The organism is Candidatus Schekmanbacteria bacterium RIFCSPLOWO2_02_FULL_38_14, assembly GCA_001790855.1.
Lineage (GTDB): Bacteria > Schekmanbacteria > GWA2-38-11 > GWA2-38-11 > GWA2-38-11 > 2-02-FULL-38-14-A.
This window is the reverse complement of sequence record MGDH01000042.1, coordinates 55,118-79,205: the sequence shown is the minus strand read 5'-3', so window position 1 is coordinate 79,205 and position 24,088 is coordinate 55,118. Positions and strand designations below refer to the sequence as shown.

The 24,088-nt window shown below is 36.1% G+C and carries 24 protein-coding genes; 20 read left to right on the top strand and 4 right to left on the bottom strand.

Going from position 1 to position 24,088, the window contains the following annotated elements; all coding sequences use genetic code 11:
• Positions 1-21 precede the first annotated feature (21 nt).
• The 6 genes from A3H37_08180 to A3H37_08155 are packed head-to-tail and all read left to right on the top strand — an operon-like array spanning position 22 to position 5,490.
• The gene (locus A3H37_08180) at positions 22-1,650 is read left to right on the top strand and encodes a hypothetical protein (GenBank protein OGL47992.1); all 1,629 of its coding nucleotides are present in this window, start codon (positions 22-24) and stop codon (positions 1,648-1,650) included.
• A 56-nt stretch (positions 1,651-1,706) separates the two neighbouring features.
• Positions 1,707-1,940 (top strand): hypothetical protein, encoded by a 234-nt coding sequence (locus A3H37_08175; GenBank protein OGL47991.1) that lies wholly within the window; start codon positions 1,707-1,709, stop codon positions 1,938-1,940.
• Between the two features lie 13 nt (positions 1,941-1,953).
• Positions 1,954-2,859: a hypothetical protein gene (locus tag A3H37_08170; GenBank protein ID OGL47990.1), complete on the top strand. Its 906-nt coding sequence runs from the start codon at positions 1,954-1,956 to the stop codon at positions 2,857-2,859.
• A 26-nt stretch (positions 2,860-2,885) separates the two neighbouring features.
• Positions 2,886-4,517, top strand: coding sequence for a D-alanyl-D-alanine carboxypeptidase/D-alanyl-D-alanine-endopeptidase (locus A3H37_08165; protein ID OGL47989.1), 1,632 nt, complete (start codon positions 2,886-2,888; stop codon positions 4,515-4,517).
• Positions 4,518-4,532: 15 nt separating this feature from the next.
• Entirely contained in the window at positions 4,533-5,099 is a 567-nt protein-coding gene (locus A3H37_08160; protein OGL47988.1) for a hypothetical protein, read from the top strand.
• A gap of 22 nt (positions 5,100-5,121) precedes the next feature.
• The gene (locus A3H37_08155) at positions 5,122-5,490 is read left to right on the top strand and encodes a hypothetical protein (GenBank protein ID OGL47987.1); all 369 of its coding nucleotides are present in this window, start codon (positions 5,122-5,124) and stop codon (positions 5,488-5,490) included.
• Here A3H37_08155 and A3H37_08150 read toward each other — a convergent pair.
• The 3 genes from A3H37_08150 to A3H37_08140 are packed head-to-tail and all read right to left on the bottom strand — an operon-like array spanning position 5,476 to position 7,443.
• Positions 5,476-5,679: a hypothetical protein gene (locus A3H37_08150; protein ID OGL47986.1), complete on the bottom strand. Its 204-nt coding sequence runs from the start codon at positions 5,677-5,679 to the stop codon at positions 5,476-5,478. The two genes, A3H37_08155 and A3H37_08150, sit on opposite strands and share 15 nt — an antisense overlap.
• A 15-nt stretch (positions 5,680-5,694) precedes the next feature.
• The gene (locus A3H37_08145) at positions 5,695-5,907 is read right to left on the bottom strand and encodes a hypothetical protein (GenBank protein OGL47985.1); all 213 of its coding nucleotides are present in this window, start codon (positions 5,905-5,907) and stop codon (positions 5,695-5,697) included.
• Between the two features lie 15 nt (positions 5,908-5,922).
• Positions 5,923-7,443: a hypothetical protein gene (locus tag A3H37_08140; protein ID OGL47984.1), complete on the bottom strand. Its 1,521-nt coding sequence runs from the start codon at positions 7,441-7,443 to the stop codon at positions 5,923-5,925.
• A gap of 382 nt (positions 7,444-7,825) precedes the next feature.
• Here A3H37_08140 and A3H37_08135 point away from each other — a divergent pair, with 382 nt between their 5' ends.
• Complete coding sequence (locus A3H37_08135) at positions 7,826-8,341, top strand: adenine phosphoribosyltransferase (protein OGL47983.1); 516 nt, start codon at positions 7,826-7,828, stop codon at positions 8,339-8,341.
• Positions 8,342-8,501: 160 nt separating this feature from the next.
• Here the strand turns inward: A3H37_08135 and A3H37_08130 are convergent, their stop codons facing one another.
• Entirely contained in the window at positions 8,502-8,705 is a 204-nt protein-coding gene (locus A3H37_08130; protein ID OGL47982.1) for a hypothetical protein, read from the bottom strand.
• Between the two features lie 192 nt (positions 8,706-8,897).
• On the opposite strand from A3H37_08130, the gene A3H37_08125 reads away from it, so the two are divergent.
• The 13 genes from A3H37_08125 (at position 8,898) to A3H37_08065 (ending at position 24,007) form a co-directional block, all read left to right on the top strand.
• Positions 8,898-12,074, top strand: coding sequence for a hypothetical protein (locus A3H37_08125; GenBank protein ID OGL47981.1), 3,177 nt, complete (start codon positions 8,898-8,900; stop codon positions 12,072-12,074).
• Positions 12,075-12,375: 301 nt separating this feature from the next.
• The gene (locus A3H37_08120; protein OGL47980.1) at positions 12,376-13,101 is read left to right on the top strand and encodes a hypothetical protein; all 726 of its coding nucleotides are present in this window, start codon (positions 12,376-12,378) and stop codon (positions 13,099-13,101) included.
• Between the two features lie 40 nt (positions 13,102-13,141).
• A complete protein-coding gene (locus A3H37_08115) occupies positions 13,142-13,834 on the top strand; it encodes a hypothetical protein (GenBank protein OGL47979.1) in 693 nt (230 codons plus the stop codon).
• Entirely contained in the window at positions 13,834-14,247 is a 414-nt protein-coding gene (locus A3H37_08110) for a hypothetical protein (GenBank protein OGL47978.1), read from the top strand. The genes A3H37_08115 and A3H37_08110 overlap by 1 nt, the downstream gene beginning before the upstream one ends.
• 29 nt (positions 14,248-14,276) lie before the next feature.
• Positions 14,277-14,696 (top strand): hypothetical protein, encoded by a 420-nt coding sequence (locus A3H37_08105; protein OGL47977.1) that lies wholly within the window; start codon positions 14,277-14,279, stop codon positions 14,694-14,696.
• Between the two features lie 104 nt (positions 14,697-14,800).
• Entirely contained in the window at positions 14,801-15,385 is a 585-nt protein-coding gene (locus A3H37_08100) for a phosphate transport regulator (protein OGL48068.1), read from the top strand.
• Positions 15,386-15,460: 75 nt separating this feature from the next.
• On the top strand, positions 15,461-16,459 hold the full coding sequence (locus tag A3H37_08095; protein OGL47976.1) for an inorganic phosphate transporter: 999 nt from the start codon (positions 15,461-15,463) through the stop codon (positions 16,457-16,459).
• A gap of 169 nt (positions 16,460-16,628) precedes the next feature.
• Positions 16,629-17,096, top strand: coding sequence for a hypothetical protein (locus tag A3H37_08090; protein OGL47975.1), 468 nt, complete (start codon positions 16,629-16,631; stop codon positions 17,094-17,096).
• A gap of 81 nt (positions 17,097-17,177) precedes the next feature.
• Positions 17,178-18,344: a hypothetical protein gene (locus tag A3H37_08085; GenBank protein ID OGL47974.1), complete on the top strand. Its 1,167-nt coding sequence runs from the start codon at positions 17,178-17,180 to the stop codon at positions 18,342-18,344.
• Positions 18,345-18,388: 44 nt separating this feature from the next.
• A complete protein-coding gene (locus tag A3H37_08080; GenBank protein ID OGL48067.1) occupies positions 18,389-21,421 on the top strand; it encodes a hypothetical protein in 3,033 nt (1,010 codons plus the stop codon).
• Positions 21,422-21,588: 167 nt separating this feature from the next.
• Positions 21,589-22,401 carry a hypothetical protein gene (locus tag A3H37_08075; protein OGL47973.1) on the top strand — a complete coding sequence of 271 codons (813 nt, stop codon included), beginning with the start codon at positions 21,589-21,591 and terminating at the stop codon, positions 22,399-22,401.
• Between the two features lie 28 nt (positions 22,402-22,429).
• A complete protein-coding gene (locus tag A3H37_08070; protein OGL48066.1) occupies positions 22,430-23,305 on the top strand; it encodes a shikimate dehydrogenase in 876 nt (291 codons plus the stop codon).
• A 156-nt stretch (positions 23,306-23,461) separates the two neighbouring features.
• The gene (locus A3H37_08065; GenBank protein ID OGL47972.1) at positions 23,462-24,007 is read left to right on the top strand and encodes a hypothetical protein; all 546 of its coding nucleotides are present in this window, start codon (positions 23,462-23,464) and stop codon (positions 24,005-24,007) included.
• The last annotated feature ends 81 nt before the right edge of the window (positions 24,008-24,088 follow it).

The following is a 24,088-nucleotide window of genomic DNA, read 5'->3' as shown; positions in this document are numbered from 1 at the left end:
TTAGTAGTTCTTATCAATCTATTGCCGTTTATTTTAGCTCTTTTAAGAGACAGGAAACGGTTTGTTTTTTTTGGAAGCCCACGACAGGTACCAGAAACCGTACATATAAAAAGAGCAAAGAAACTAACAGCAAAAATAGCTGGCCTTGGACCTACTTTCATAAAACTTACACAAATACTGAGTAGCAGGGCTGACCTTCTGCCAAAGGTTTATCTTGAACAGCTTTCAACTCTTCAGGACCATGTTCCTCCTGTAAAGACAAAAGAAATCGTAGGGATAATTGAAAAGGAGTTTAATCAACCCGTTGGAGAGGTTTTTGAAAGATTTTCTGAACAGTCAATAGCTGCTGCATCATTAGGGCAGGTTCACAGAGCTGTTTTCAAGGGAGAGGATGTAGTTATTAAAGTTCTTCGCCCAGGAATTGAAAGGCTCATTTATATGGACCTGAGGGTTCTGAAAATAATAGTAGATTTTTTGTTTTGGGTTTTTCCTGTTCATGAAGTAAAAATTTTTGAAATAATAATTCAGGAATTCTCAAAGATAATCAAAGAGGAGATGGACTTTTTAAAAGAATCTGAGAATGCTATAAGATTTAGGGAGAATTTTAAAGAAAACCAGAATGTTATAATACCTGAAGTTTACCCGGAACTAACTACAAGAAGAGTTCTTGTTTTGAAATATTATAAGGGAGTAAAAATAGACCAGATTGATGAACTGAAAAAACTCAACTTAGATATGAAGAGAATTCTTGAAACTCTCATACTTATTTATTCGCATCAGGTATTAATCGATGGGTTTTTTCATGCTGATCCTCATCCTGGGAACATTTTGGTGAACCAAGAAGGTAAGATTATACTTTTGGACTTTGGGATGGTGATAACAATAGATGAAGGCACAAGAAGGGAGCTGGCAAAAGCAGCTATTGCCGGAGCCAACAGGAAGTATGACGAACTGATAGAAAGTCTTTCAAGGCTTGGAGTAATAGACCCTGATATGAATTTATCAGTTCTAAAAGATGCAACAGAGATGATGATGAATATTTTTGACAAGAAAAAGATTTCAAAGAAAAGAATTAAAGAGATTTCGAATGAAATATTTAATACCTTTTACCATTTCCCACTATATCTTCCATCAAATCTTGTATATCTTTTTAAAACAGCTGTTTTAATAGAAGGGATAGGAATCAAATATAATCCTGATTTTAATGGAATCAAAGACGGAACTCCGATTGTAAAAAAGGTTTTTGGTCAGGCTTTGAAAGAGCCAAAAGTTGAGATATTTGATCTTGTGTACGGAAAGATGAAGGAACTTTACAGACTCTCTCAGAACCTTGAGAAGGTAATGAGGCTTGCTGAAAGGGAACAGTTCAAAGTCAGACTTCATCCGGTTGATATTACGTGGCTTGAAGGAATTTTTGGCTATATGTTCCGCAGGATAATGGTAAGCATAACTGCAACATCAATAGCACTGGTTGGTGCAATACTCTATTTGAGGATTGAAAGAATATGGTTGCTTTTTATATCATTTGGCTTTGCAGGATTTTTATTGCTGGTAACATTTGTGCTTCCGGCAAGGCGTGTATTCAGTCCTTCTGAGTGGCACAAAAGAAGGGTTGAAAGAGAGATAGAAGAAAAATTTCCTTTTCTATGATAGTGGAAACCTGTTAATATAATTCAGTTAATTAATATAAATAGGAGGGTGTTGCAATGCCTGCAGAAGAAAAAAGCAAGGAAAAATATGAAGAGTTTAAGAAGAAGTCCAAGGAGGCGTGCCAGAATTTTGTTAATACAATATTATCCAAGATACCTGATGATGTACTGGAACACCTTGGAAATTCAAAAAAAGAAATTCTGCTTGCTCTCAAGTCGATGATAGACGAGGAGATAAAAAGAACTGAAGATGATGTAAAGAAAGCAAAGGACACAAAGGTTAAATCTTAATTAAAGAGGTAAAATGTCAGAAAAAAAGGGATTTAAAGAGTGTCCTTTCTGTGGCAAAGAAGTAGAGGAAGGGATTATTAAATGCCCTTACTGTAAAAGAATCTACAGGCTTGCAGCAGAAAGCAAAGTGACTGAAGAAAGCCCTTCTCCTCTTTTGATAAAAAAACCGCGGATAAACATCATTGTCTCCGTCTTTGGTTTTATTACGGTTGCGTTGCTGTTGTTTTATTTCTACTTACAAAAAGAAGAAATTGGAAATAACAGACAGAAATCAGCAATTATTGAAGAAGGAAAAAGTTTAGCTTTCACAGAAAAAAATGAGGCAAGAGGGAACAAAGAAAATGCTGAACAGGGTTTAAATGAAAATGTATCTGACCAAGCAGTATTATCCCGGACAGTTAATGCTAATGAAAAAGGAACTGCAGAAACTGGAACCTATGCTGAAAAGCCATCTCCGGAAAATATAAGAATGACAGGGGAAAAGAGAACTGAAGCTTATGTTCTTTACAGGAAGGGGTTATCTCTGGAAAAAGAAGGGAAACTGGATTTGGCTGAAAAAGAAATATTGGCATCAATAAGCATAGACCCATCCATTGCATGGGCGCACTATAGATTGGGAATTGTATACCTTAAGAAGGGGATGGATGATAATGCTCTGAGAGAATTTGAAAATGCTTTAAAAGTGGACAAAAAAATAGTTTTTGCTCATTATCAAATTGGTAAAATATATCAGAAAAGAGAGGATATGGAGAAAGCTCTCAATGAGTTTCAGAAGTCAGTAGAGATAGACAGCAGTTTTTCATGGGCTCATTACAGATTATCTGTTATATACAAAATAATTGGCAGAGAAGAATTGAGCAGGAAAGAATATGAAATATACAGCACCTTAAAAGGAAATACAGAAGAGTTTGAAGAATAGACATAGAGCGGAAAGGAGGTTTATATTTGATCAGAAATGAAAAACATAAAAAGGCTATGTTGATATTTTTAATATTCTTTTTTGTTTTCTCAGGATTGGATTTAGATTTTTCTGGTAATGGCAATATATTGATTAATCCAAGTTTTGCGGCAAAAAAAAAATACAGAAGTTCCCGCCGCACCAGCATACCAAAAAAAAAGGATTTTACATTCCCTGTAATATTAAAGGAGGATAAATATTCTGAGAACAGCGAATTAAACTCTCTTGGAAGTTTAAAAAAAGAGATTGAGAAGTTGGTTAGCTCAGGGGCATTGAGTAATTCGTCTTATGGGATTAAGATAAAGTCACTTAAAACAGGAGAGGTAATATTTGAAAAAAACTCTGACCTTTCATTGATTCCAGCATCAAATATTAAACTGATAACCGCTGCAGCAGCACTGGCTTATTTAAAACCAGAATATACTTTCAAAACGATGGTTTATTATGGCGGGGTTTTGAAAAACGGAAAAGTTGAAGGAAATATTTACTTGAAAGGATTTGGCGACCCTTCGCTTGTTTCTGAAGACCTCTGGATTATGGCAAATAATGTATACTTGAAAGGGATAAGAGAAATTACCGGAAATGTCATTGCAGACGATTCATTCTTTGATAACAAAAGAATGGGGGACGGATGGGAAGAATATCCGAAAGAGAGCCTTTATACATCGTATGTAGGTGCACTTTCTCTAAACTATAATACTGTAAGAATTATTGTCTCTGCTCTTCCGCAGGACTTAAAACATCCTACAGTAATGGTTGACCCTCCAACCAGTTATGTAGATATTGATAACAGGGTAGGATTAAAAACGTCAAAAGGAGGGGCTGCAGTATCAACCAGATGGATAGATGAAGATTCTGAGAACAATGAGAAAATTCTCCTTCAGGGAAGAATTGCAAACAGGGGAACAGCAGAAACTTATAAAAAAATTGATAATCCCCCGATTTATACTGCTACTGTCTTTAAAGATTTTTTGGATAAAAACGGTGTTTCAATAAAAGGAAAGGTTGAGAGAGGTGGTGTCCCGGGGAATGCGAGAATTCTTGTTATTCATAATTCCAGGCCGCTTGTTTCAATTATAAGAGATATGAACAAATACAGTAATAACTTTATTGCAGAACAGATTTTTAAGGTATTAGGAGGAGAGTTAAAGGGCGCTCCGGCAACAGAGGAAAAAGGAATAGAAGTGGAAAAGGAATTTTTAAAAAAAATAGGAATAGAAAACGGAAGCTATTCAATCGGTGACGGAGCAGGTCTGTCAAAAAAAAATAAAATAGCACCCTCTCAGATGATAAAAATTTTAGAGTATATGTATAACGATTTTGAGCTCTGGCCAGAGTATATTTCGTCACTGCCGATATTCGGAATAGACGGTTCATTAAAGAAGAGGTTGCCAGGATTTTTTACAGAAAGAAGAACAAGAGCCAAGACCGGTACTCTCAATGGGGTCACATGCCTTTCAGGTTATCTTGTTACGGCAGATAATGAACCTGTAGCTTTTTCTTTTCTTTTCAACAGGTGTTCTGATGTCTGGGCAGCTAAAGAAGTGCAGAACTCGATAATAGTCAAACTGAATAAATTTTCAAGAAATGGCATCTCAGGAGGCAAAGCAACAAATTAACCTTGGAGGAAATTTATGAAAAGAATTTTTTGTGGAATCGTTTCATTTCTCTTTCTTCTGTGCGGTTGCAGCCAGGGAACAATCAACAATCTTCCTTTTTATTTTATTTTAATTCCAGGAATTGCGGCAATTATAATTGTTTTTGTTGCAATCTCTTTTATATTTAGAAACCAGCAGGGACTTTATATGTCTCCTGAAAAAGTGATGAAGAAAAACCTTTCAACTGAAATAAACAAGGCTGGGAGATATAAACAAAAAACAGGGCTGCTTATTCTTGAGGTGAAGAGTGGAGTTCCAAGAGGTGTCCACTATTTTCTTCCTGGTAGAACTATTGATGTTGAGACAATTCAGAGCAAGTTAAGAGGACATGACCAGGTTATAAAAATGAACTTCAGGAGATACAAGGTTATTCTTTCTCAAATTGTAGCAGATGATAACCCTGAAAATATAAAAGAAAGACTTCTAAAGGTTGCAGAAGAAAAAGGTTGGGGAAATGTAAGAATAGGTGTTGCTTCATACCCTAGGGATGGAGAAACAGCAGACGACATCATAAAAGCTGCAGAAAAAGATTTGGATAAATAAAAAAGGAGGGAGGTGGTAACCAATGAAGAGGTTAGTGCTGAGATTAACAGCCATACTATTAGTTTCATTCTTTGCATATCTTGTTCCTGATTTTGCAAGAGGTGAAGGAGATATATCAGTAGCAGGAAAGCTTTTATGTTCAAGCATGGAAAAAGGACATAAACATACACTCAAAGATTCTTCAGGTAAAGTATTGAATATAATTGAGAAAAAACCGTATGAAATAGGTTGTCAGACAGAAGAAGTAAAAATAACAGGAAACAAAGAAAAAGAAAATGAGATTGCTTTGAAAAGTTTTGAAGTCAAGCAAAAGGATGGTGCATTTAAGAAATATATTTATTGTGAAGCTCATAAAAAAATGGATAACTGCAGCGTATCAGAAAAGAAATAAAATGTAATTTAAAAACAGATAGATTCCTTTTGGCACAAAATTTGCATTTGTAAGTTTTAAGGCTTCGGGGGTTGTGTTGCCAAAGGTTGAAGCAACTATAAGGTGTTTTATTCCGCGGGATTTAGCTTCGTTTATTGCAATTTCAAGGGTTTTTGTTGTGTTCTCAATGCCAGGTTTTTTAAAGTACATTTTGTTTATGTCTGCTTAAACTGTTTTCGCCTTTTGCTCCGGTTCTTCAGCTTTTACCGTAGAAGAAGGCGGATATAAAATTCTTAGTTTTCTCTGAGCTCTTTTAAGCTTTTTCCTGATTGTTCTTAACTCTTTGTCAGATTTTTGGTTTTCTGAATCTGAGGCTTTTTCTTTTATTTCCTTTTTTAAGTCAGCAATAGATTTTTTCAGTTTTTCTGCAGTTAACATAGATTTTTCTCCTTGCTATATCAGTAAAGGACACAGGTAAGTTACTGTAATTACCACAATCACAATACCTATTAAGTCAACAATAAAACCATATTTTATCATTTTTGTAATGGGAATGCAACCAGAACCATAAACAATGGCATTGGGAGGGGTTGCAACAGGAAGCATAAAACCTAAGCTTGAACCAAAGCAGGCACCCAGTGCAGGGAGAATGGGATTAATGTTTAGCGTCTTGGCAACTGCAATAGCGATTGGAATTACCATATTGGCTGACGCAGTATTGGATGTGGTTTCACTTATAATAACTGCTAAAACCGTAAACAGAAGAGTCGTCATCAAAAGAGTTTTTACATGGGTTAATTCAATTAAAAAAGTTCCAATTGATTTTGCTAACCCTGTTTTAAACATTAACTCACCAAGCGCCAGCCCTCCTCCAAACAAAAGTATTGTTCCCCAGTCTATATCTGCAGCCTGATTCCATTTCAATGTAAACTCCCGCTTTTTCCGGTTGACAGGGAGGATAAAAAGGAGGCTTGCTCCTATGAGCGCTGCAATAGACTCGGGAAAAATGTCTGAGAAGAATTTGTATGTATCATTTTCTGTTCCTAAAAATAATCCAAGAAGACCCGGCAAAACCCAAAGTGCTACAGTTACTCCAAAAGCTAAAATGACGTTTTTTTGACCTGAATTTAGTTTGCCGAGATTTGAATGCTGTTTTCTGAAAAAGCGGGACTGTTCTGTACTCAACTGTTTTTTCAGAGGGCAGGACCTTGAAATATAGAGGTAGAGAAAAAGAAACAGGAAAATTGAGATTGGAATTCCAAAAGACATCCAGCTAAAGAAAGATATCTTTATGTTTGTATATTTTTCAATCATTCCAATAGCGATTAAATTTGGAGGTGTTCCAACTGGAGTTGCTATCCCTCCGATAGAAGAGGCAAATGCAATGGTAAGCATCAAGCCTGTACTATATTTATATCTCTTGAAGCTATCACCACTTTCTGATGTTAGGGTTTTTAAAATACTTATACCAATTGGAAACATCATGGCAGTGGTAGCAGTATTGCTTAACCACATAGAAAGAAGATAGGTTATAAAGCCAAAGGCAAATAAAATTCTGGTACTGCTGTTTCCTATGAATTGTGAAGAAAGAATCTTATAAGCAAATCTCTTGTCAAGTTCATGAATGAACATAGAATTTGCGATTATGAAGCTGCCAATCATCAAAAATATTACGGGGTGAGCAAAGGATGAAAAGATATTATTTACATTATCAACTTTTAAAATAACACAAAGAGTAGGTCCAAGCAGAGCAGTTACTGGAATTGGAATTGCTTCAGAAACCCAAAGGATAATAACCATAGAGATTATAGCCAAAAGATTATGAGAGCGAGTTGATAGGTTTTGAAAGGGGATAAGCAGTATTACAACAAATGTAACCGGAGACAGGAAGAAGCCAGCAGTCCTTCTTATTTTCTCAAACCTTTCTTCCTGAGGAGATAAAACCTCTTTTACTTCTTTGTTATTTTGGTTCAATTGATTACCGCCCTGTAAATTTCATCTTTATATTCAGGAATAATTCCTTATGCCTTGGTGGAAAGTCAATATTTTTTTTAAAAATGTGGCTTCAAAAAACTATTGACAATCATTAGATTTAAGGTATTAGGATTCAAATTCAAAGGGCAGATTTTAAAAACTATAAATTTGTTTCTTAGAAAAGTAATAAGGCTATGACACAATATGAATTACTTGGTATTGAGATGGGACTTGATGAAAATCGACTGGTTGCAGGGATAGTGACCAAAGGTTCAGGGTGTTTTGGAGGCGATGATGCAACATTTCCGTATCCTATTTATTCACAATTGTGTGCCCTCAATGCTTGAGAATAAATGCTTAAAATATTCTGAAAGGGAGTTTGATGAAAGAGCTTAAAGAATTTATCCGTGATATTCCTGATTTTCCTAAAAAAGGAATAGTTTTCAAGGATATAACACCTTTAATTGGGAATGGCGCAGGCTACCAGAGAGCTATAAACACCTTAGCTGAAAGGTATAAAAATAAAAAGATAGATAAAGTTGTAAGTGTAGAAGCCAGGGGATTTCTGTTCGGAGCACCTCTTGCATATAAACTCAGTGCAGGAGTTATCCCTGTAAGGAAACCAGGAAAACTTCCATTTCACACTAATCGAATAGATTATGAACTGGAATATGGCACTGATAGCTTAAATATACATCAGGATGCTATAAAAAAAGGAGAAAAAGTTCTTATAGTTGATGACCTTCTTGCTACAGGGGGAACAATTAATGCTGTTTCCAAGCTTGTAGAGCAGCTTGAAGGAGAAATAGTAGAGTTGGCATTTTTAATTGAACTTAGTTTTTTAAACGGCAGAGATAAATTAAAACGTTATCCGGTCTTTTCCTTAATTACATTTTAATTAAATAAGAAGTTCTGCGTTTTTTTTAGAAAAAACCACGAAATGCGCGTAAAAAATCAAGGAGAAGTAAGAGCATAATAATGGCAGTAGATGAAAAAGCTACTGTGAAAAATACCTTTGTTCTCTTATCCATTTTTTAAATATCCTTCCTGAAATTGAATTACAGTTGTGGGGGGAAAACATCAATTGTCAATATCCCCAAAATTCTTGCTATTGTTTTTTCTTCAGATTTTCTTGGTGTTATATATCCATGGATTATTCTTGATAGCCTTGCTTCAGGTATTCCGACTTCTTTTGCCAATAGTCCCTGGGTTTTGCCAGACTCTTTTATGAGTTGTTTAAGCTTTGTATTTACAACCAACATTTTTTATCTATCTCCTGTCTTTCTTTGAGTTTCTTATTCGGAAAATATTTTTATTAATTAAGATAATAAAAAATCAACAAATAAATTAACTAAATTAAATTATTTGATAAATTATATTTATTGATATACTAAAATTAAATCCAAATAATAAATATTGAAAAGTTTTAAATATTTTTAAAAATCAAAAATAATATGTTTTCAACCATTTCTGATATTCTATCAGAAATTTACAGAAAATATGAAGAGAGATATTTAGGCGGGGTGAAAAAAATATCAATATTTTCCGTAATTGCATATAATCTATTTTTTGTTTCTTCAAATGTTTTTCCTGAAGTTTTTTTGAATCTTGATTTTGGAAAACCACGAATTCTGTCCATAAAGCCTTCCAGAGGATTTGCTGCCAATAAGGGGTACAATGGAACAAAGGTTTTAATCAATGGAAGTAATTTTAGTAAGTTTCCAAACAAAAATGTTGTCTTTCTGGGTAAAAAAAAAGCTGAGGTGGTAGAAGGAGATGAAAATAAAATATTGATAAGAGTTCCTCACGGAGCAAAATCAGAAAGGATTAAGGTTAGGACTCCAAGAGGCATTGCTTTATCTACAGAGATATTCAGGATTATAGGAAGACCGAGGATCAAAAAAATTTCTCCTCACAAAGCAAAAACAGGTGAACAGATTGTAATAACAGGGTTTAATTTTATTGATAAAGGTGCTGCTGAGAATAATAACAGAAAAGATATTTCTAATATACTTGATGAAGGGTTTTTAAAGGTTAAATTTGGTGATGTAGAATCTGAGATAGTTGCTGCAAAAAGAAACGAGATTAAAGTAACTGTTCCGGAAAATGCTCAGAACGGCAGGATTAAGGTAATAACACCAGCAGGAATATCAATAAGCCGAAGAGGTTTTATAGTAGAAAAACCTCCCGGGAGCCTTTCAGGCAAACTCACAATACAGCCTTACATTACGTTAAATGAAAAAGAGCCAAATAACTCTCTTGAAATATCGCAGCAGTTAAATACACTTCCTGTAGTTGTATTTGGAGATGCATCAAGTTCTGATAGTGGATATACTCTAGATAATTCGCAAGAAATCATACAGGATATTTTTTATATCTTAACTGATAATGAAATTGAAATAACTCTTGAGTCTAATAGTCAGGATGCAGACTTTGACCTTTTTCTTATAGATGACAGCGGACGGGCGATTGCAAGTTCAGAGAAAAAAGATAATGGTATTGCAGAGTCGTTGAAATATTATTCATTTCTCCCTGAACCGATATTTGTTGGCGTCAAAGCCTATAATGGCACAGGTTCATACATTCTAACTTTAGACAGACCAAGGCTTACAAGTGAAATTTCAACAGATGTATTGAATTTATCAAAAGAGGAATTTGTCCCGGGGGAGTTCATTGTAAAGTTTAAAAAAAAATATTTTGAAGGCAGAAGTAAAAAATCATCTCAGCTTGAAAATTTTAAAATAGCAAGACCCATAACAAGCGGATTAACGCTTTTAGAGCTTAAGAATGCAGATGAAATACTGCAAAACAGGAGAAAGGCTTACAGGATTAACAATCAGTTAATAAAAAATTATGATGAGGATTTTAAGGTCTTAACAGCCCAGATGCTCGAAAAACTAAGAAGCCTTCCTGAAGTTGAAATTGCTGACCTTAATTACATCAGGAAAGCATATTTAACCCCTGATGATAAATATTATAACCTGCAATGGCATTATTCAATTATCAACCTTCCACAGGCATGGGAACTTACAAGAGGAAATGATAACGTAATTGCAGCCGTTATTGATACCGGAATTGTCTCTGAACATCCTGACCTTGCCGGCAGAATTATTCAGGGATATGATTTTATCAGCAGTCCAAAAACAGCTCTTGACGGAAACGGTATAGATGACAACCCGAAAGATCCCGGAGATGACCCGAATAAAAAAAGGAGTTCTTTTCATGGAACCCATGTCGCTGGAACAATTGGAGCTGCTACTGATAATGAGATTGGAGTTTCAGGAGTAACATGGAGCGGAAAGATAATGCCTCTGAGGGTTCTCGGAGCCGGAGGTGGAACCGACTATGATGTTATCCATGCATGCCTTTATGCTGCAGGGTTGCCAAATGATTCTGGAACTGTTCCGTTTAAAAAAGCTGATGTAATAAACATGAGTCTTGGTGGCGCTGGTTATAGCCAAAATTTTAAGGAAAAGATAATGGAGGTGATTAATGAGGGTGTTGTTGTTGTTGCAGCAGCAGGGAATGAGAATACTAATAAACCGAGTTATCCTGCTTCGTTTGAAGGAGTTATTTCCGTTGGTGCAATTAACCTCAGTTTAAAAAAAGCATCATATTCAAATTTTGGTTCATCAATTGTAGTTGTAGCCCCTGGAGGGAATACTTTAAATGACATTAATAATGATGGTTATGTTGACGGCGTTCTGAGTACTCTTGCAGATGATAAAAAAAATTTATTTTACGGGTTTTATCAGGGAACCTCAATGGCCTCTCCTCATGTAGCAGGAGTAGTGGCACTCATTCAGTCTGTACGTCTTGATAATGGGTTTCCATTATTAACTCCGGGGGAGATAAAAGATATTTTGATATCTACAGCTGTGGACATAGGTGATCCTGGAAAAGATGATATATACGGTTATGGACTCATAGATGCTCAAAGGGCGGTAGAAAAGGCGATTAATATAATAAGGAATCCTTTTTTGCCTGTTTTGACAACTTCAACAAGCAGCTTGATTTTTGGAGATAATAAAACTCAGTTAACATTTTCGATAAAAAACTCTGGAGGAGGCACTCTGATTATTGATAGTATAGCTGGAGATATGCCTTGGCTAACAGCTAATCCATCTGCCGGGAGTGTAACAGAAAATAGTGAGCTTATAGTTACTGTCGATGTTATTCGGAGTGAGTTGACAGATGGTTATTATTCAGGAACGGTAACAGTAGCTTCAAATGGAGGGAACAGTAGTTTAAATATAAGCATGCAAGTTGGAAAATTTTCTCATAGAGACATAGGGACAGTTTACATACTGGTAGTGGATAAAAAAACTTTTAAAACTTTGAATGAAACGCAGACTGATTTGAGTCAAACCTTTGAGTACACAATTTCAGAAGTTGAAGAAGGAAAATATTTTGTAATAGCCGGAACAGACAGAGATGATGATGGTTTTATATGTGATGATGGAGAGGCTTGCGGAATATACCCGACTTTTGCAGATCCACATATTGTAGCCATTACACCAAAAACGGAGACTTCTGGCATTGACTTTGAGGTGAATGAGAAAATATCGATATTTTCTTTAAATGTTTTGAAACATGGCTTTAGATTGAAGAAAAATATGACTGAGAAATAGTCTGGTAAAAACAGAAAGGAAATAATGAAAATAATACAACAGAAAAAATATTTATTTAATACATCTTTTTTACAATAAAAAAACTTAATTTTTTTGTTGACAAAGAATATAAAAAGTATACAAGCAAATTTCACTATTGAAGCTAATGAAATTTTAGAATAATTCAGGTATTCAAGAGCATACTTTAAAATAAAACGGATCAAAAAGCAGTTGATAATTTTTTCTCTTTAAGAAGAAAAAAAATGTTATAAAAATACCATTGAGTATAATGAAAGGAGTGTAATGAAAGGAGGTCAAATTAGTGTTTGATACCCTATTAGAATCTGGGCAAGCGAAAGTAGGAGATAAAAAATGGTATTTAGCACCAATTTCCATAATCATTCATGGAATTGTAATAGGTATCATTATACTTATTCCTATATTATTTCCCCAGATGATAACTGAAAAGATTAATGTAAAACTTTTTGCGCCACCGCCGCCGCCACCGCCACCGCCACCGCCGGCAGCAGCAGCACCAAAACCAATAGCCCCAAAACCAGATATCTCAAAGATTGTTGCTCCAACTGAAACCCTTACTGCCCCTGATGTAAGAGGAACATCAAAGGGAGAAGGCGGAGAATTTGGTGTAATAGGAGGTGTTATCGGGGGCTCAACCGGAGGAAGCGGAAGTGATTTCCTAAAAGAAGTTGCAAAAAGCGTTTCTGCTGAAAGTGTACTTCCACCTCCTGTGATGGTTACTGCAAATATGACACCACCAGCATTAATAAGTCAGGTTAACCCTACATATCCAGAATTAGCCAGAAAAGCCGGAGTTGAGGGAACAGTTCTTCTCAGGCTGATTATAGGTGCTGAGGGTAAGGTTCAGGAAGCAAAAGTCCTGACAGTAATACCGCCAAAAGCAAAGGGAGTGGGGTTTGAAGACGAGGCGGTAAGAGCAGTTATGCAGTGGAAATTTTCTCCAGCTTTATCTGGTAGGAAACCGGTAAGAGTTTATTATAATGTTCCTGTAAAATTTATTTTACAGTAAATTTAAAATTTTTCAAGCTTTAATTAAGGAGGTTTAAAGTATGCAATTTACTTTAATAGAAATGTGGCATTCTATGGGACTTCTCGCAAAGGGAGTGGTTCTCATTCTTGTGCTTATGTCAATCTATGCCCTTACTACTGTTATTGAGAGGTTATGGGCTTTTTATCAAGCCAAAAAACAATCAAAACAATTTGTTGAATCTTCAAGTCCTTTGTTTAAAGATGGAAAGCTTGCAGAGATATTGGAGATTGCAAAAAACTCAAAAAACAGCCATGTTGCAAGAGTCATCGCAGCAGGACTTCAGGAAATGAAGGGTTCCAACCTGGGCAAAAACAGCGGTTCAATTGAGAAATTACTTATGACCGAAGAGAGAATCGAAGCTGCTTCAAGAGCTGTTCAGAGAGAGACGGCAGTTGAAGTGGCAAGATTTAAGAAAGGCACAGGAGCATTAGCAACTATTGGCAGTATTTCTCCATTCGTTGGGCTTTTTGGAACCATATTTGGAATTATAAATGCATTCCAGAGCATGGCTATGAGTGGATCTGGCGGACTTGCTACCGTTTCTGCAGGAATTGCAGAAGCTTTAATAACCACAGCATTAGGAATAGGCGTTGCTATTCCGGCAGTTGTGTTTTTCAACTATTTTATAACAAAGACAGAGAATTTTGTTGTTGAAATAGACAACTCTTCATCCGAGCTTATTGATTATTTAATCAAGGAGGTAAGCAAGTAATGGGAATGGATGTTGGAGGGGATAGATCAGTCAAATCTGACATAAACGTTGTTCCTCTTGTAGACGTTTGCCTTGTACTTCTGGTCATTTTTATGGTTGTGACTCCGCTGCTTCAAAAGGGAGTGGATGTAAAACTTCCAGAGGCAGCTTATTCGGCAAAAAAACCAGAAGTCAAGATAACTCTTGTAATAAAAAAAGATGGAACCCTTTATCTTGAATCAGATCAGGTTCCAAAATCAAATTTAGGAAACAAAGTAAAAGAGATTTTTGGATCAAGAGTTGATAAGGGAATGTATCTGAAAGCAGATACAACTTTATCATATCAGACAGTGATGGATGTAATGGATATATGCAGAGAATCTGGAGTAGAATCAATAGGGTTGTTGACAGAGAAAAAAGCAGTGATTCAATAGAAGGATAATAAAAAGGAGGAATCTTTAAAATGGGAATGGATGTAAGCGGGAAAAAGGGCCTGAAATCAGAAATAAACATTGTTCCTTTAATTGATGTAGTTCTGGTTTTGCTTGTAATATTTATGGTTATTGTACCACTTACACAAAAAGGGATTGATGTTAATATACCTGAAAAAACTGTTTCTGCTCCGCCGCCACCATCAGATGAAAACAAACCAGTTGTTCTCACAGTCAGACAGGACTCATCAATTGATATAAACACGGAGCCAGTAGCCAGATACCAGCTGGCTGAAAAAGTAAAAGAAATCTTTGCCGAAAAAAAAGATAAGACAATATTTATTAAGGCACATGGAACACTCGTTTACGGAAATGTTGTGGAAGTAATGGATATATGCCGCGGTTCAGGAGTAGAGACAATAGGAGTTGTAACAGAAGGTAAAAAACAATAATTCTGTTCCATGAAAAACTGTTTCATAGCATCAACAAATTATCCTTTCCAAGATAAGGGTTTTAAAAATTGAGATTCTTCCCAAAAGAAGAAAAATTTTTCGATATGTTTGCAAAAGGCTCCGAAAATGTGCTTGAAGGAGCAAGGCTTTTAAGTGATCTGATAACAGACTACACTGACATCATTGAAAAGAGCAAGAGGATAAAAGAGGTTGAGCATGAGGGAGACAAAATTACTCACGATACAGTAACAAAACTTAATAATACATTTATTACCCCTCTTGACAGGGAAGACATATACTCCCTTATATGCAAGATGGATGATGTTCTGGATTTTATAGATGCAGTTTCTTCGAGAATGATTCTCTACAAGGTCAAATTTCCAACCAATGAAGCTCGTGCTTTAATGGATGTATTGCTCAAATCAGTTGAAGAAATGGATAAGGCAATAAGAGAGCTTCGCAATATTAAAAAGCCTGAAGCAATATTAAAATACTGTATTGAAATAAATACACTTGAAAACAAGGGTGATGTGATTCTCAGAGATGCAGTGGCAAAACTATTTGACGATGGTACAAGCCCTATAGATGTGATAAAGTGGAAAGAGATATATGAGAATCTTGAAACAGCAATTGACAGATGTGAAGATGTTGCGAATGTAATTGAAGGGGCAGTCCTGAAGAATGCCTGATAGCGAAAATTTTCTGAAATATATTTTTAAATTAACCAGCCTTTTTAATCCATTTCTTTCAGGATATTTTAAATAATGATTCTTTTCCTTGTTATCCTAATAATAGTTGTAGCGCTCGCATTTGATTTCATAAATGGTTTTCATGATTCTGCAAATTCAATTGCTACTGTGGTTTCAACAAGAGTACTTTCTCCAAAATTAGCAGTCATATGGGCTGCCTTTTTTAATTTTGTTGCTGCATTCGGTTTTGGAGTAAATGTAGCAAAAACCATAGGGAAAGGAGTAATAACACCTGAAGCAGTAAATGAATATGTAATATTGTCATCTCTTATAGGAGCAATAGCTTGGAATTTGATAACATGGTATTATGGCATACCTTCAAGCTCTTCTCATGCCTTAATAGGAGGGTTTACAGGAGCTGCAATTGCAGGTGCAGGTGTAGGCAGTTTAATTCCTTCAGGTCTTTATAAAATTACTCTCTTTATCTTTATCTCCCCGCTAATGGGACTACTTCTTGGTTTTTTTAATATGATTGTGGTTTCATGGCTTTGTAAAGATTCTATGCCAGCAAGGGTTGACCACTGGTTTAGAAGGCTTCAGCTTTTTTCAGCCGCTTTATATAGTTTGGGACATGGAACAAATGATGCACAGAAGACAATGGGGATTATAACAATACTTCTATTTACTACGGGGTATCTTGGGAAGGAATTTTATGTCCCTTTCTGGGTGATAATAACCTGCCATATAGCAATAGCACTCGGGACTTTAGCTGGGGGATGGAGAATAGTGAAGACAATGGGACACAAGATAACAAAACTGAAACCAGTTGGAGGTTTTTGTGCTGAACTTGCAGGTGCAACAACCCTTATTGGCACAGCAATTTTCGGCATTCCTGTAAGCACAACACACACCATTACAGGTGCGATCATGGGGGTGGGATCAACTACAAGAATTTCTGCAGTAAGGTGGGGTGTAGCAAGAGAAATAGTTATTGCATGGATTTTAACTATTCCAATGTCTGCTTTAATTTCAGCAATATCATTCTACATAATAAATCTTTTTTTTAAAAGTTAATTTATAAATATATCAATAAGATAAAGCTAATCAATTAATCTACTGCATTATAATAACTTTACACTTTTTTAACCAAATTTTTATACAAAAACAATATTGTTTTGCTTGACAAAATGTTTTTAATGTATAAATTTTATGTTACGAACTATTCTTTACAGGAAGTATTTTTATGCAAGATAAGGAAAAAGCAGAGCTTGTTAAAAAAGCAAAAAGATTTGAAAAGGTTTTTGGAGAATTTTTCAAGATTGTCCGTTTAAGGAAACCCTCGAGTTTTTCCAATATCAATATCACAGAGCCTCAATATTTTGCCCTTAACTATCTTGCCAGAAACAATAACTGCACAATGGGAGAGATGAAAGAGCATCTGGATGTTTCTTTAAGCACACTTACCGGAATTATAGACAGAATGGTAAGGGATGGTTTTGTAGAGAGGCAAAGAGGTATTGATGACAGGAGGTTGGTTCGCGTAAAATTGACCCCAAAAGGGGATGAGATTATTGAAGAATTGAACAGGAAAAGACAGGATAGAATAGTTGCTGTTCTGGAGATTTTGAACAGGGAAGATCAGGAACTTTTGATAGGGACTATAGAGAGGCTGACTGAACACCTGAATCAGAATTCAAAAAAAGATATTTAGAATTTTTAATTAGTTCCCGGACAATACATTTTAGAAAGACAAGACAGTAAATAAAAAAAATATTTTTAAGGGTAACAGTATATGCCAGAAAAAAGTAAATTCAGAACAATAATAATTGTAATGTCAATTCTTTTCTGCCTCATAGTTTTTTACAGGATATTTTCTAATATGAGAGCAAAAAAGGCTCTTGAAACAGGCTCTAAAATTGAGATGCCTGTAGAGGTTTCTAAGGTTTTCAGGGGACAGATTGAAGACAGGCTTTTACTTACAGGAACAATTTATCCGAGAGCTGAAGTCGCAGTCTATTCTAAATTTTCAGGGAAACTTGAAAAAGTTAATAAAGATATTGGGGACAGAGTTAGAAAAGGTGAGGTGCTTGCTGTAGTTGAACATAAAGACCTCTCTCTGCAAGTTGAACAGGCTGAGGCATCCCTTTCTGTTGCAAAGGCTTCATTTGAGCAGGCAAGGGTTAACTACGAAACTGCCAGAGAAGATTTGGAACGGATGAAAAATCTTTTCAATGAAGGAACAATATCAAGACAGCAGTTTGACACGGCTAAAAATAAGTTTGAAAACACTCAGGCGCAGTTGAAACTGGCTGTGGCTCAGGCTGATAATTTGCAGACGGCTTCTTTAAATCTTGCAAAAGATAAACTTTCTGATTCCCACATAACAGCGCCAATAAGCGGGATAATAACACTCAGGAACTATGATGAAGGAGCAACTGTTACAAATTCATCTTCATCAATTAACAATGCGATTTTTAAAATAGAGAATATAGATGTGGTTAATGCCCTTACAAATGTTGCAGAGATAGACCTCCAGAAAATTAAAGAGGGATTGGAATCTCAGATAATTGTCGCAGCATTTCCTGAAATGATATTCAGAGGGAAAGTATCAAAAATAACACCAAGCCTTGATACAGTTACAAGAACATCTGCTGTTGAAATAGAAATTCAAAATAAGGACCACAGGCTCAAATCCGGTTTTTTTGCAAACATTATTATTTCTGGGAACAGGGTTTCGGATGCTCTGCTTGTTCCCAAAAATGCGATTTTATTAAAAGAGGGAAAGAATTTAGCCTTTGTAATAAATGGAGGTACCGCCCACTTAAGAAGGATTGAAACAGGCTTGCGTGATGATAAAAATATTCAGATTATTAAAGGATTGAAAGAAGGGGAAGAAGTGGTGGTAAGCGGTATCAATGAAATTGATGATGGTGAGAAGGTTACAAAGGAGAAGATTTAGTGTATATATCTGACCTTTCCATTGACCGTCCTGTTTTTGCAACCATGGTGATATGCGCCCTTATGGTGCTCGGGGCAATTTCGCTTTTGTATATCGGAGTTGAGCTTACTCCTGAAGTCAATCCTCCCTTTATCAATATTATGACAGTTTATCCGGGCGCGGGTCCTGAGGAAATAGAGACACTGGTTACAAAGCCCATTGAAGAGGGTATCAGTTCTGTTAACGGATTGAAAAAAATAACTTCAAGTTCCACAGAAGGAAGGTCTGTTGTTAACCTTGAATTTCAGTTTGAGGTTCCAATAAGGCTTGCTGCCATAGAGGTCAAGGAAAAGGTTTCGACCATAAGAAATAATCTTCCCAAAGATATTGATGAGCCAATAATCCAGAGGTTTGATCCTTCGGCAAGACCGATTCTCTGGTATGGTATTTCAGCAGATATGCCTGCAGACGAAATCAGGAGGATTGCAGAGAATGATATCAAGCCGGCTTTGGAGCAGATAGATGGTGTGGCAGAGGTCGGTGTTGTGGGAGGGCTGGAGCGGGAAATACATGTGAACATGGATATGGGGAAAATGATATCATACAATATTTCTGTTGCAAAGATGTTCAACATAATCAGAGATGAAAACATGAATATCCCTGCAGGCCGTATTGATCAGGACAGGCAAGAGATGATGGTAAGAACAAAGGGGGAGTTCAACAGTATAGAACAGATAAAAAATCTGGTTGTAATGGTTAACAATAGCGTGCCTGTTTATATTAAAGATATTGCTGAAGTTAAAGATGGGTTTAAAGATGTAAGAACAATTTCAAAAATTAACGGAGTTAATTCTGTCAGTTTTTCAGTAAAGAAACAGAGCGGGGCAAACACTGTGGCAGTGGCAGACAAGGTTAAGAAAGTCCTTGATGGCTTGAAGAAGAGCTTTCCACAGGATATGAAAATTGCTTCAATAGATGACCTGTCTATTGATGTAAAAACGGATATTGCAAATGTCAGAGAGGCGATAGTTTTGGGAGTGATAATGGCAGTGCTGATAGTCTTTCTTTTTATGAGAGACTGGCGCAGCACTGTTATCTGCGCGCTTGCCCTCCCAACCTCATTGATTTCTACATTTTTCTTTATGTACATAATGGGTTTTACCCTCAACATTATGACCCTTATGGCACTCTCCCTGATAGTGGGTGTTCTTATAGATGACTCCATAGTTGTGCGGGAAAATATTTTCAGACATATGGAAGAGGGAATGGAGCCTAAAAAAGCGGCTTCAGTTGGGACAAAAGAGATTGGACTTGCGGTTATGGCAACCACTTTTACCATAATTGCAGTTTTTGTTCCAATAGCTTTTATGTCAGGAATGATAGGGATGTGGTTTAAATCATTCGGTCTTACAGCTGCTTTTGCTGTTATGGTTTCCCTTTTTGTTTCCTTTACCCTTGACCCTATGCTTTCAGCATATTTTATGAGGCCCATAAGGCATGAGGAGAGAAGAGAGAATTGGTTTACAAAATTTTCTGACAGGCTTGAGGAGTTTTATAAAAGCATTGATGCAAATTACAGAGTTATTCTTCAGTGGGCTTTAAGCCATAAAAAATTTGTTGTAATAGGCGCTGTTGTGGTTTTTATTTTAAGCATGAGCCTTATATCTCTGATAGGCGTAGAATTTTTTTCTATGGAAGACAGGTCGCAGATGATGATTGATATTGAAACGCCTCCGGGCAGTTCAATAAATATGACTAACAGGATTGCTTCAAAAGTCGAGTCGATTTTGAGGAAGCACCCTGATATTAAAACAGTTTTTACCACGATTGGCACAGATGGAGATGTTACGTTGGCACAGTTGAATGTAAAGACAACACCAAAGGGTAACAGAAAAACCGGCAAAAGCATAGCGGAGATAATTTCTGATGCAAGAGATATGTTAAAAAAAGTTCCGGGAGCAAATATAGTTATAAACCAAAGAGGAATGGAAGCAGCCCATGAGGCTCCAGTGAACCTTTATATAAGAGGAGAAGATATTGATACGCTAAGCAGGCTTTCAGATGAGGTGTTGCCAATTGCAAAGAAAGTTCCCGGGACTGTTGATGTAACTTCATCTCTTAAAAAAGGAAAACCTGAGATGCAGGTTCTTGTTGACAGGCTCAGAGCTGCTGATGTTGGAATTGGCATTGGACAGATTGCGTCAACACTCAGGACTATGATAGCAGGGCAGGTTGCATCTAAGTTAAGGGATGGTGATAATGAATACGATATCAGAGTCAGGTTAAAAGAAGAAGACCGGAATAATCCTTTTATCGTAGAAAATATTTCTCTTAGTTCAGCCTTGGGAAAGCAGATTATGTTAAAGGATGTATCAAGATTTAATCCTGAGCTTGGACCAATGGATATAAGAAGGGAAAACAGGGAGAGACAAGTGATAATAAGTTCAAGGCTTAAAAATGCTCCTCTTAATGATGTAATAAGAAATATAAAAGACAGAATAAAAAATGTTAAGCTTCCAAGGGGATACACTATGGGTTTTACTGGTCAGGCAGAAAGGATGCAAGAGGCTTTCAGCACCATGGCAATGGCTTTGATTCTGGCTGTTATTTTTATATATATGGTACTGGCTTCGCAGTTTAATTCCTTTATTCATCCCTTTACAATAATGCTTTCTTTGCCGCTTGCAATTGTCGGCGCTTTGCTGACTATATTCCTTTCTGGCCTCAGGTTTAATATGTCAGTTATGTTTGCAATCATAATGCTGCTGGGGCTGGTTACAAAAAACGCTATTCTGCTGGTTGATTACACGAACACTTTAAGAGAAAAAGGGGCGGAGAAAACAGAAGCAATACTGACTGCAGGACCTACGAGATTAAGACCGATTCTGATGACAACATCAGCGATGATTCTTGGAATGCTTCCTGTTGCTTTAAGCAGAGCTCCCGGCTCTGAATTCCGTGCGCCAATGGCTATATCAATCATAGGCGGATTAATCGCCTCTACTGTCTTAACCCTTGTTGTTGTCCCTGTGGTGTATTATCTTCTTGATGAAGTAACGCAGAAGCTGAAAAAAAAGTTTAAGCCTTTTTCTGCTTAGAGCTGATCAAATGAAGGGTTCAAGGATTCAAGGGTTCGAGGGGTCAAGGATTTATTAATCCCCCCAACCCCCCCCTTTAGAAAAGGGGGGAGAGGGAGGATTTGATTTTTATACTTAGCATGCAGAACATTTTTTAATGATTCTTTTGGAGAAAAACCAAATTCCCCATGCCAGTAGCACTCCTTTTAATTGTCTTCTTTTTTTTTCTAAGTTTTGTATGGACAATATCTGCATTTTTTTTCGCATTAAATAAAAAGACCAAGACCTCAAAAGATGTAAAAATATTTTCTAAAAGCATTTCTTTATTCAAAGCTATTTTGCTCGAATATTTCTCTTTTTTATCTATTATTCTGCTCTATCCTGTTGAGGTTTTTAATATAACAGAAAAGAAAAAAACCCACAGCAAAGGGATTCCCGTCCTTTTAATTCACGGATATCTGCACAACAGCGGAGCTCTTTTTCCTGTTAAAATCAGGTTGCTCATGGATAAAACTCCAAATATATTTTCCATATCAATGAAACCGACATTTGCATCTATAAAAGAGCTTGCCCTGAGTGTTAAGAAAAAAGTTGAAGAGATAATCTTACTTACAGGTTGTGAGAGGATTAATATAGTTACTCACAGCATGGGAGGGCTGGTTGCAATGTATTACATAAAAGAATTGGGCGGTCATTCACGGGTTAGCCGCTGTATAACTATGGCGTGTCCTCATAGAGGGACAGATTTTGCAAAGATTGCATTGGGAAAAAACGGGAAGGAAATGCGTCCGGGAAGCGAGTTGCTTTGTGGGCTTGAAGAAAAAGGAAAAGAATTAAATAGATTGGTTATTTCAATATGGTCAGATATTGATAATATGATTTTTCCTCAGGAAAATGCTCTTCTTGACGGGGCGGAAAATATAAAAATAGAAAATCTGGGACATGTTGCCTTCCTGTTTTCTCCAAGAGTTTATAAAATAATTAAAGAAAACTTGATTTGATATTTAAATTTTGATATTTAAATTTATCATGAGAATAGACGGCAATACAAGGATTGTTGGACTTTTTGGTTATCCTGTTAAGCATACCCTTTCTCCTGTATTCCAGAATGCTGCTTTTCAGGCAAAAAAACTAAACTATGTTTATCTTCCTTTTGAGGTAGCTCCACAGGAGCTTGAGCTTGCTTTAAGAAGCCTTTCTACTCTCGGAATAGCTGGAATCAATGTTACAATTCCTCACAAGGAATCTGTGATACCATATCTTTCCGGACTCTCAACTGAAGCGCAGATTATCGGTGCTGTAAATACAATCTCAGTCATTAATGGAAAGCTGATAGGGTGTAATACTGATGGTTACGGGTTTGTTACATCATTAAAAAAGGATTTAAATACAGAATTAAAAGGAAAAAAGATAATGGTTCTTGGTGCCGGAGGCGGAGCAAGGGCTGTAGTTTTAAAGGCTCTCATGGAAAAAGCTGGCAAGATTTATATTGGTGATGTATTGGAAGAAAAGGTTGTCAGGCTTATTTCTGATGCGAAAAGAATCTATCCGGATTCAAAGGTTGTTCCATATTATTTCAAAGATAGTGAGATAAGGGATTTGCTGGAAGACGCAGAAATCCTCATTAATGCCACACCTGTTGGCATGAAAAAAGAAGATCCTCTTCTCGTAAAGCCTGAATGGATGAGAGATTCTTTATTGGTTTATGATTTGATTTATAATCCTTTTGAAACAAAGCTTTTAAAAGCTGCTAAAAAGAGGGGATGCAGATGTTCTAACGGGTTGGGAATGTTACTGCATCAGGGTGCAAAAAGCTTTGAAATATGGACAGGTGTAAAGGCTCCTGTTGAAGTGATGAAAAAGGCTTTGCAAAAGGCAATAAGGGGGGTAAGCTATAAGCCTTAAGTTGTAAGCTTTTTTAAAATTTAAAACCTTTAATTCTTAGACTTTTATAGTTTGATACTTTTCTGCTTTACAGCTTATGACTTATAGCTTTTTTTGGTTATTAGAATTTGTTTAGAGTTTAGGATTTAGAATTTAGATATTGAAAAGGCAACTGGTATGAGTAATAAAAAAAACAATATAGTTCTTGTGGGATTTATGGGAACAGGAAAGTCAGTTGTTGGAAGAAGACTGGCAAAGATTCTAAAAAGGGAGTTTATAGATACTGATAAAATAATTGAAGAGAGGGCAGGAAAATCTATTTCAGAGATATTTTCAGATGAAGGGGAAATTCACTTCAGGAATTTAGAAGCTGACGTAATAAAGGATATATCAGATAAAAAGAATTGTGTTATTGTAACTGGTGGGGGAGCTGTTATCAGGGATGAAAACATTAACAACCTGAAAAAGGAAGGAATAATTATATGCCTTAAAGCCTTGCCTGAAGTTATATATAAGAGAGTCAGATATGATATAAAAAGACCATTGCTTCAGACAGAAAATCCACTTAAGAAAATAAAAGAATTGCTTGAATATCGTGAAAAATATTATGAAAAGGCAGACTGCTTTATTGATACATCAAAGATGACCGTAGAGAAGATAGTTGAGGAGGTGTTGCGGGTTGGCGAAGTTAATGTCAAATACCAAAGCTCAAAATCTAAATGAAATCCAAAGCCCAAATGATTAAAACTTTTGATATTTGAATTTTGATATTCATTTGACATTTGGATTTTGTCATTTGAACTT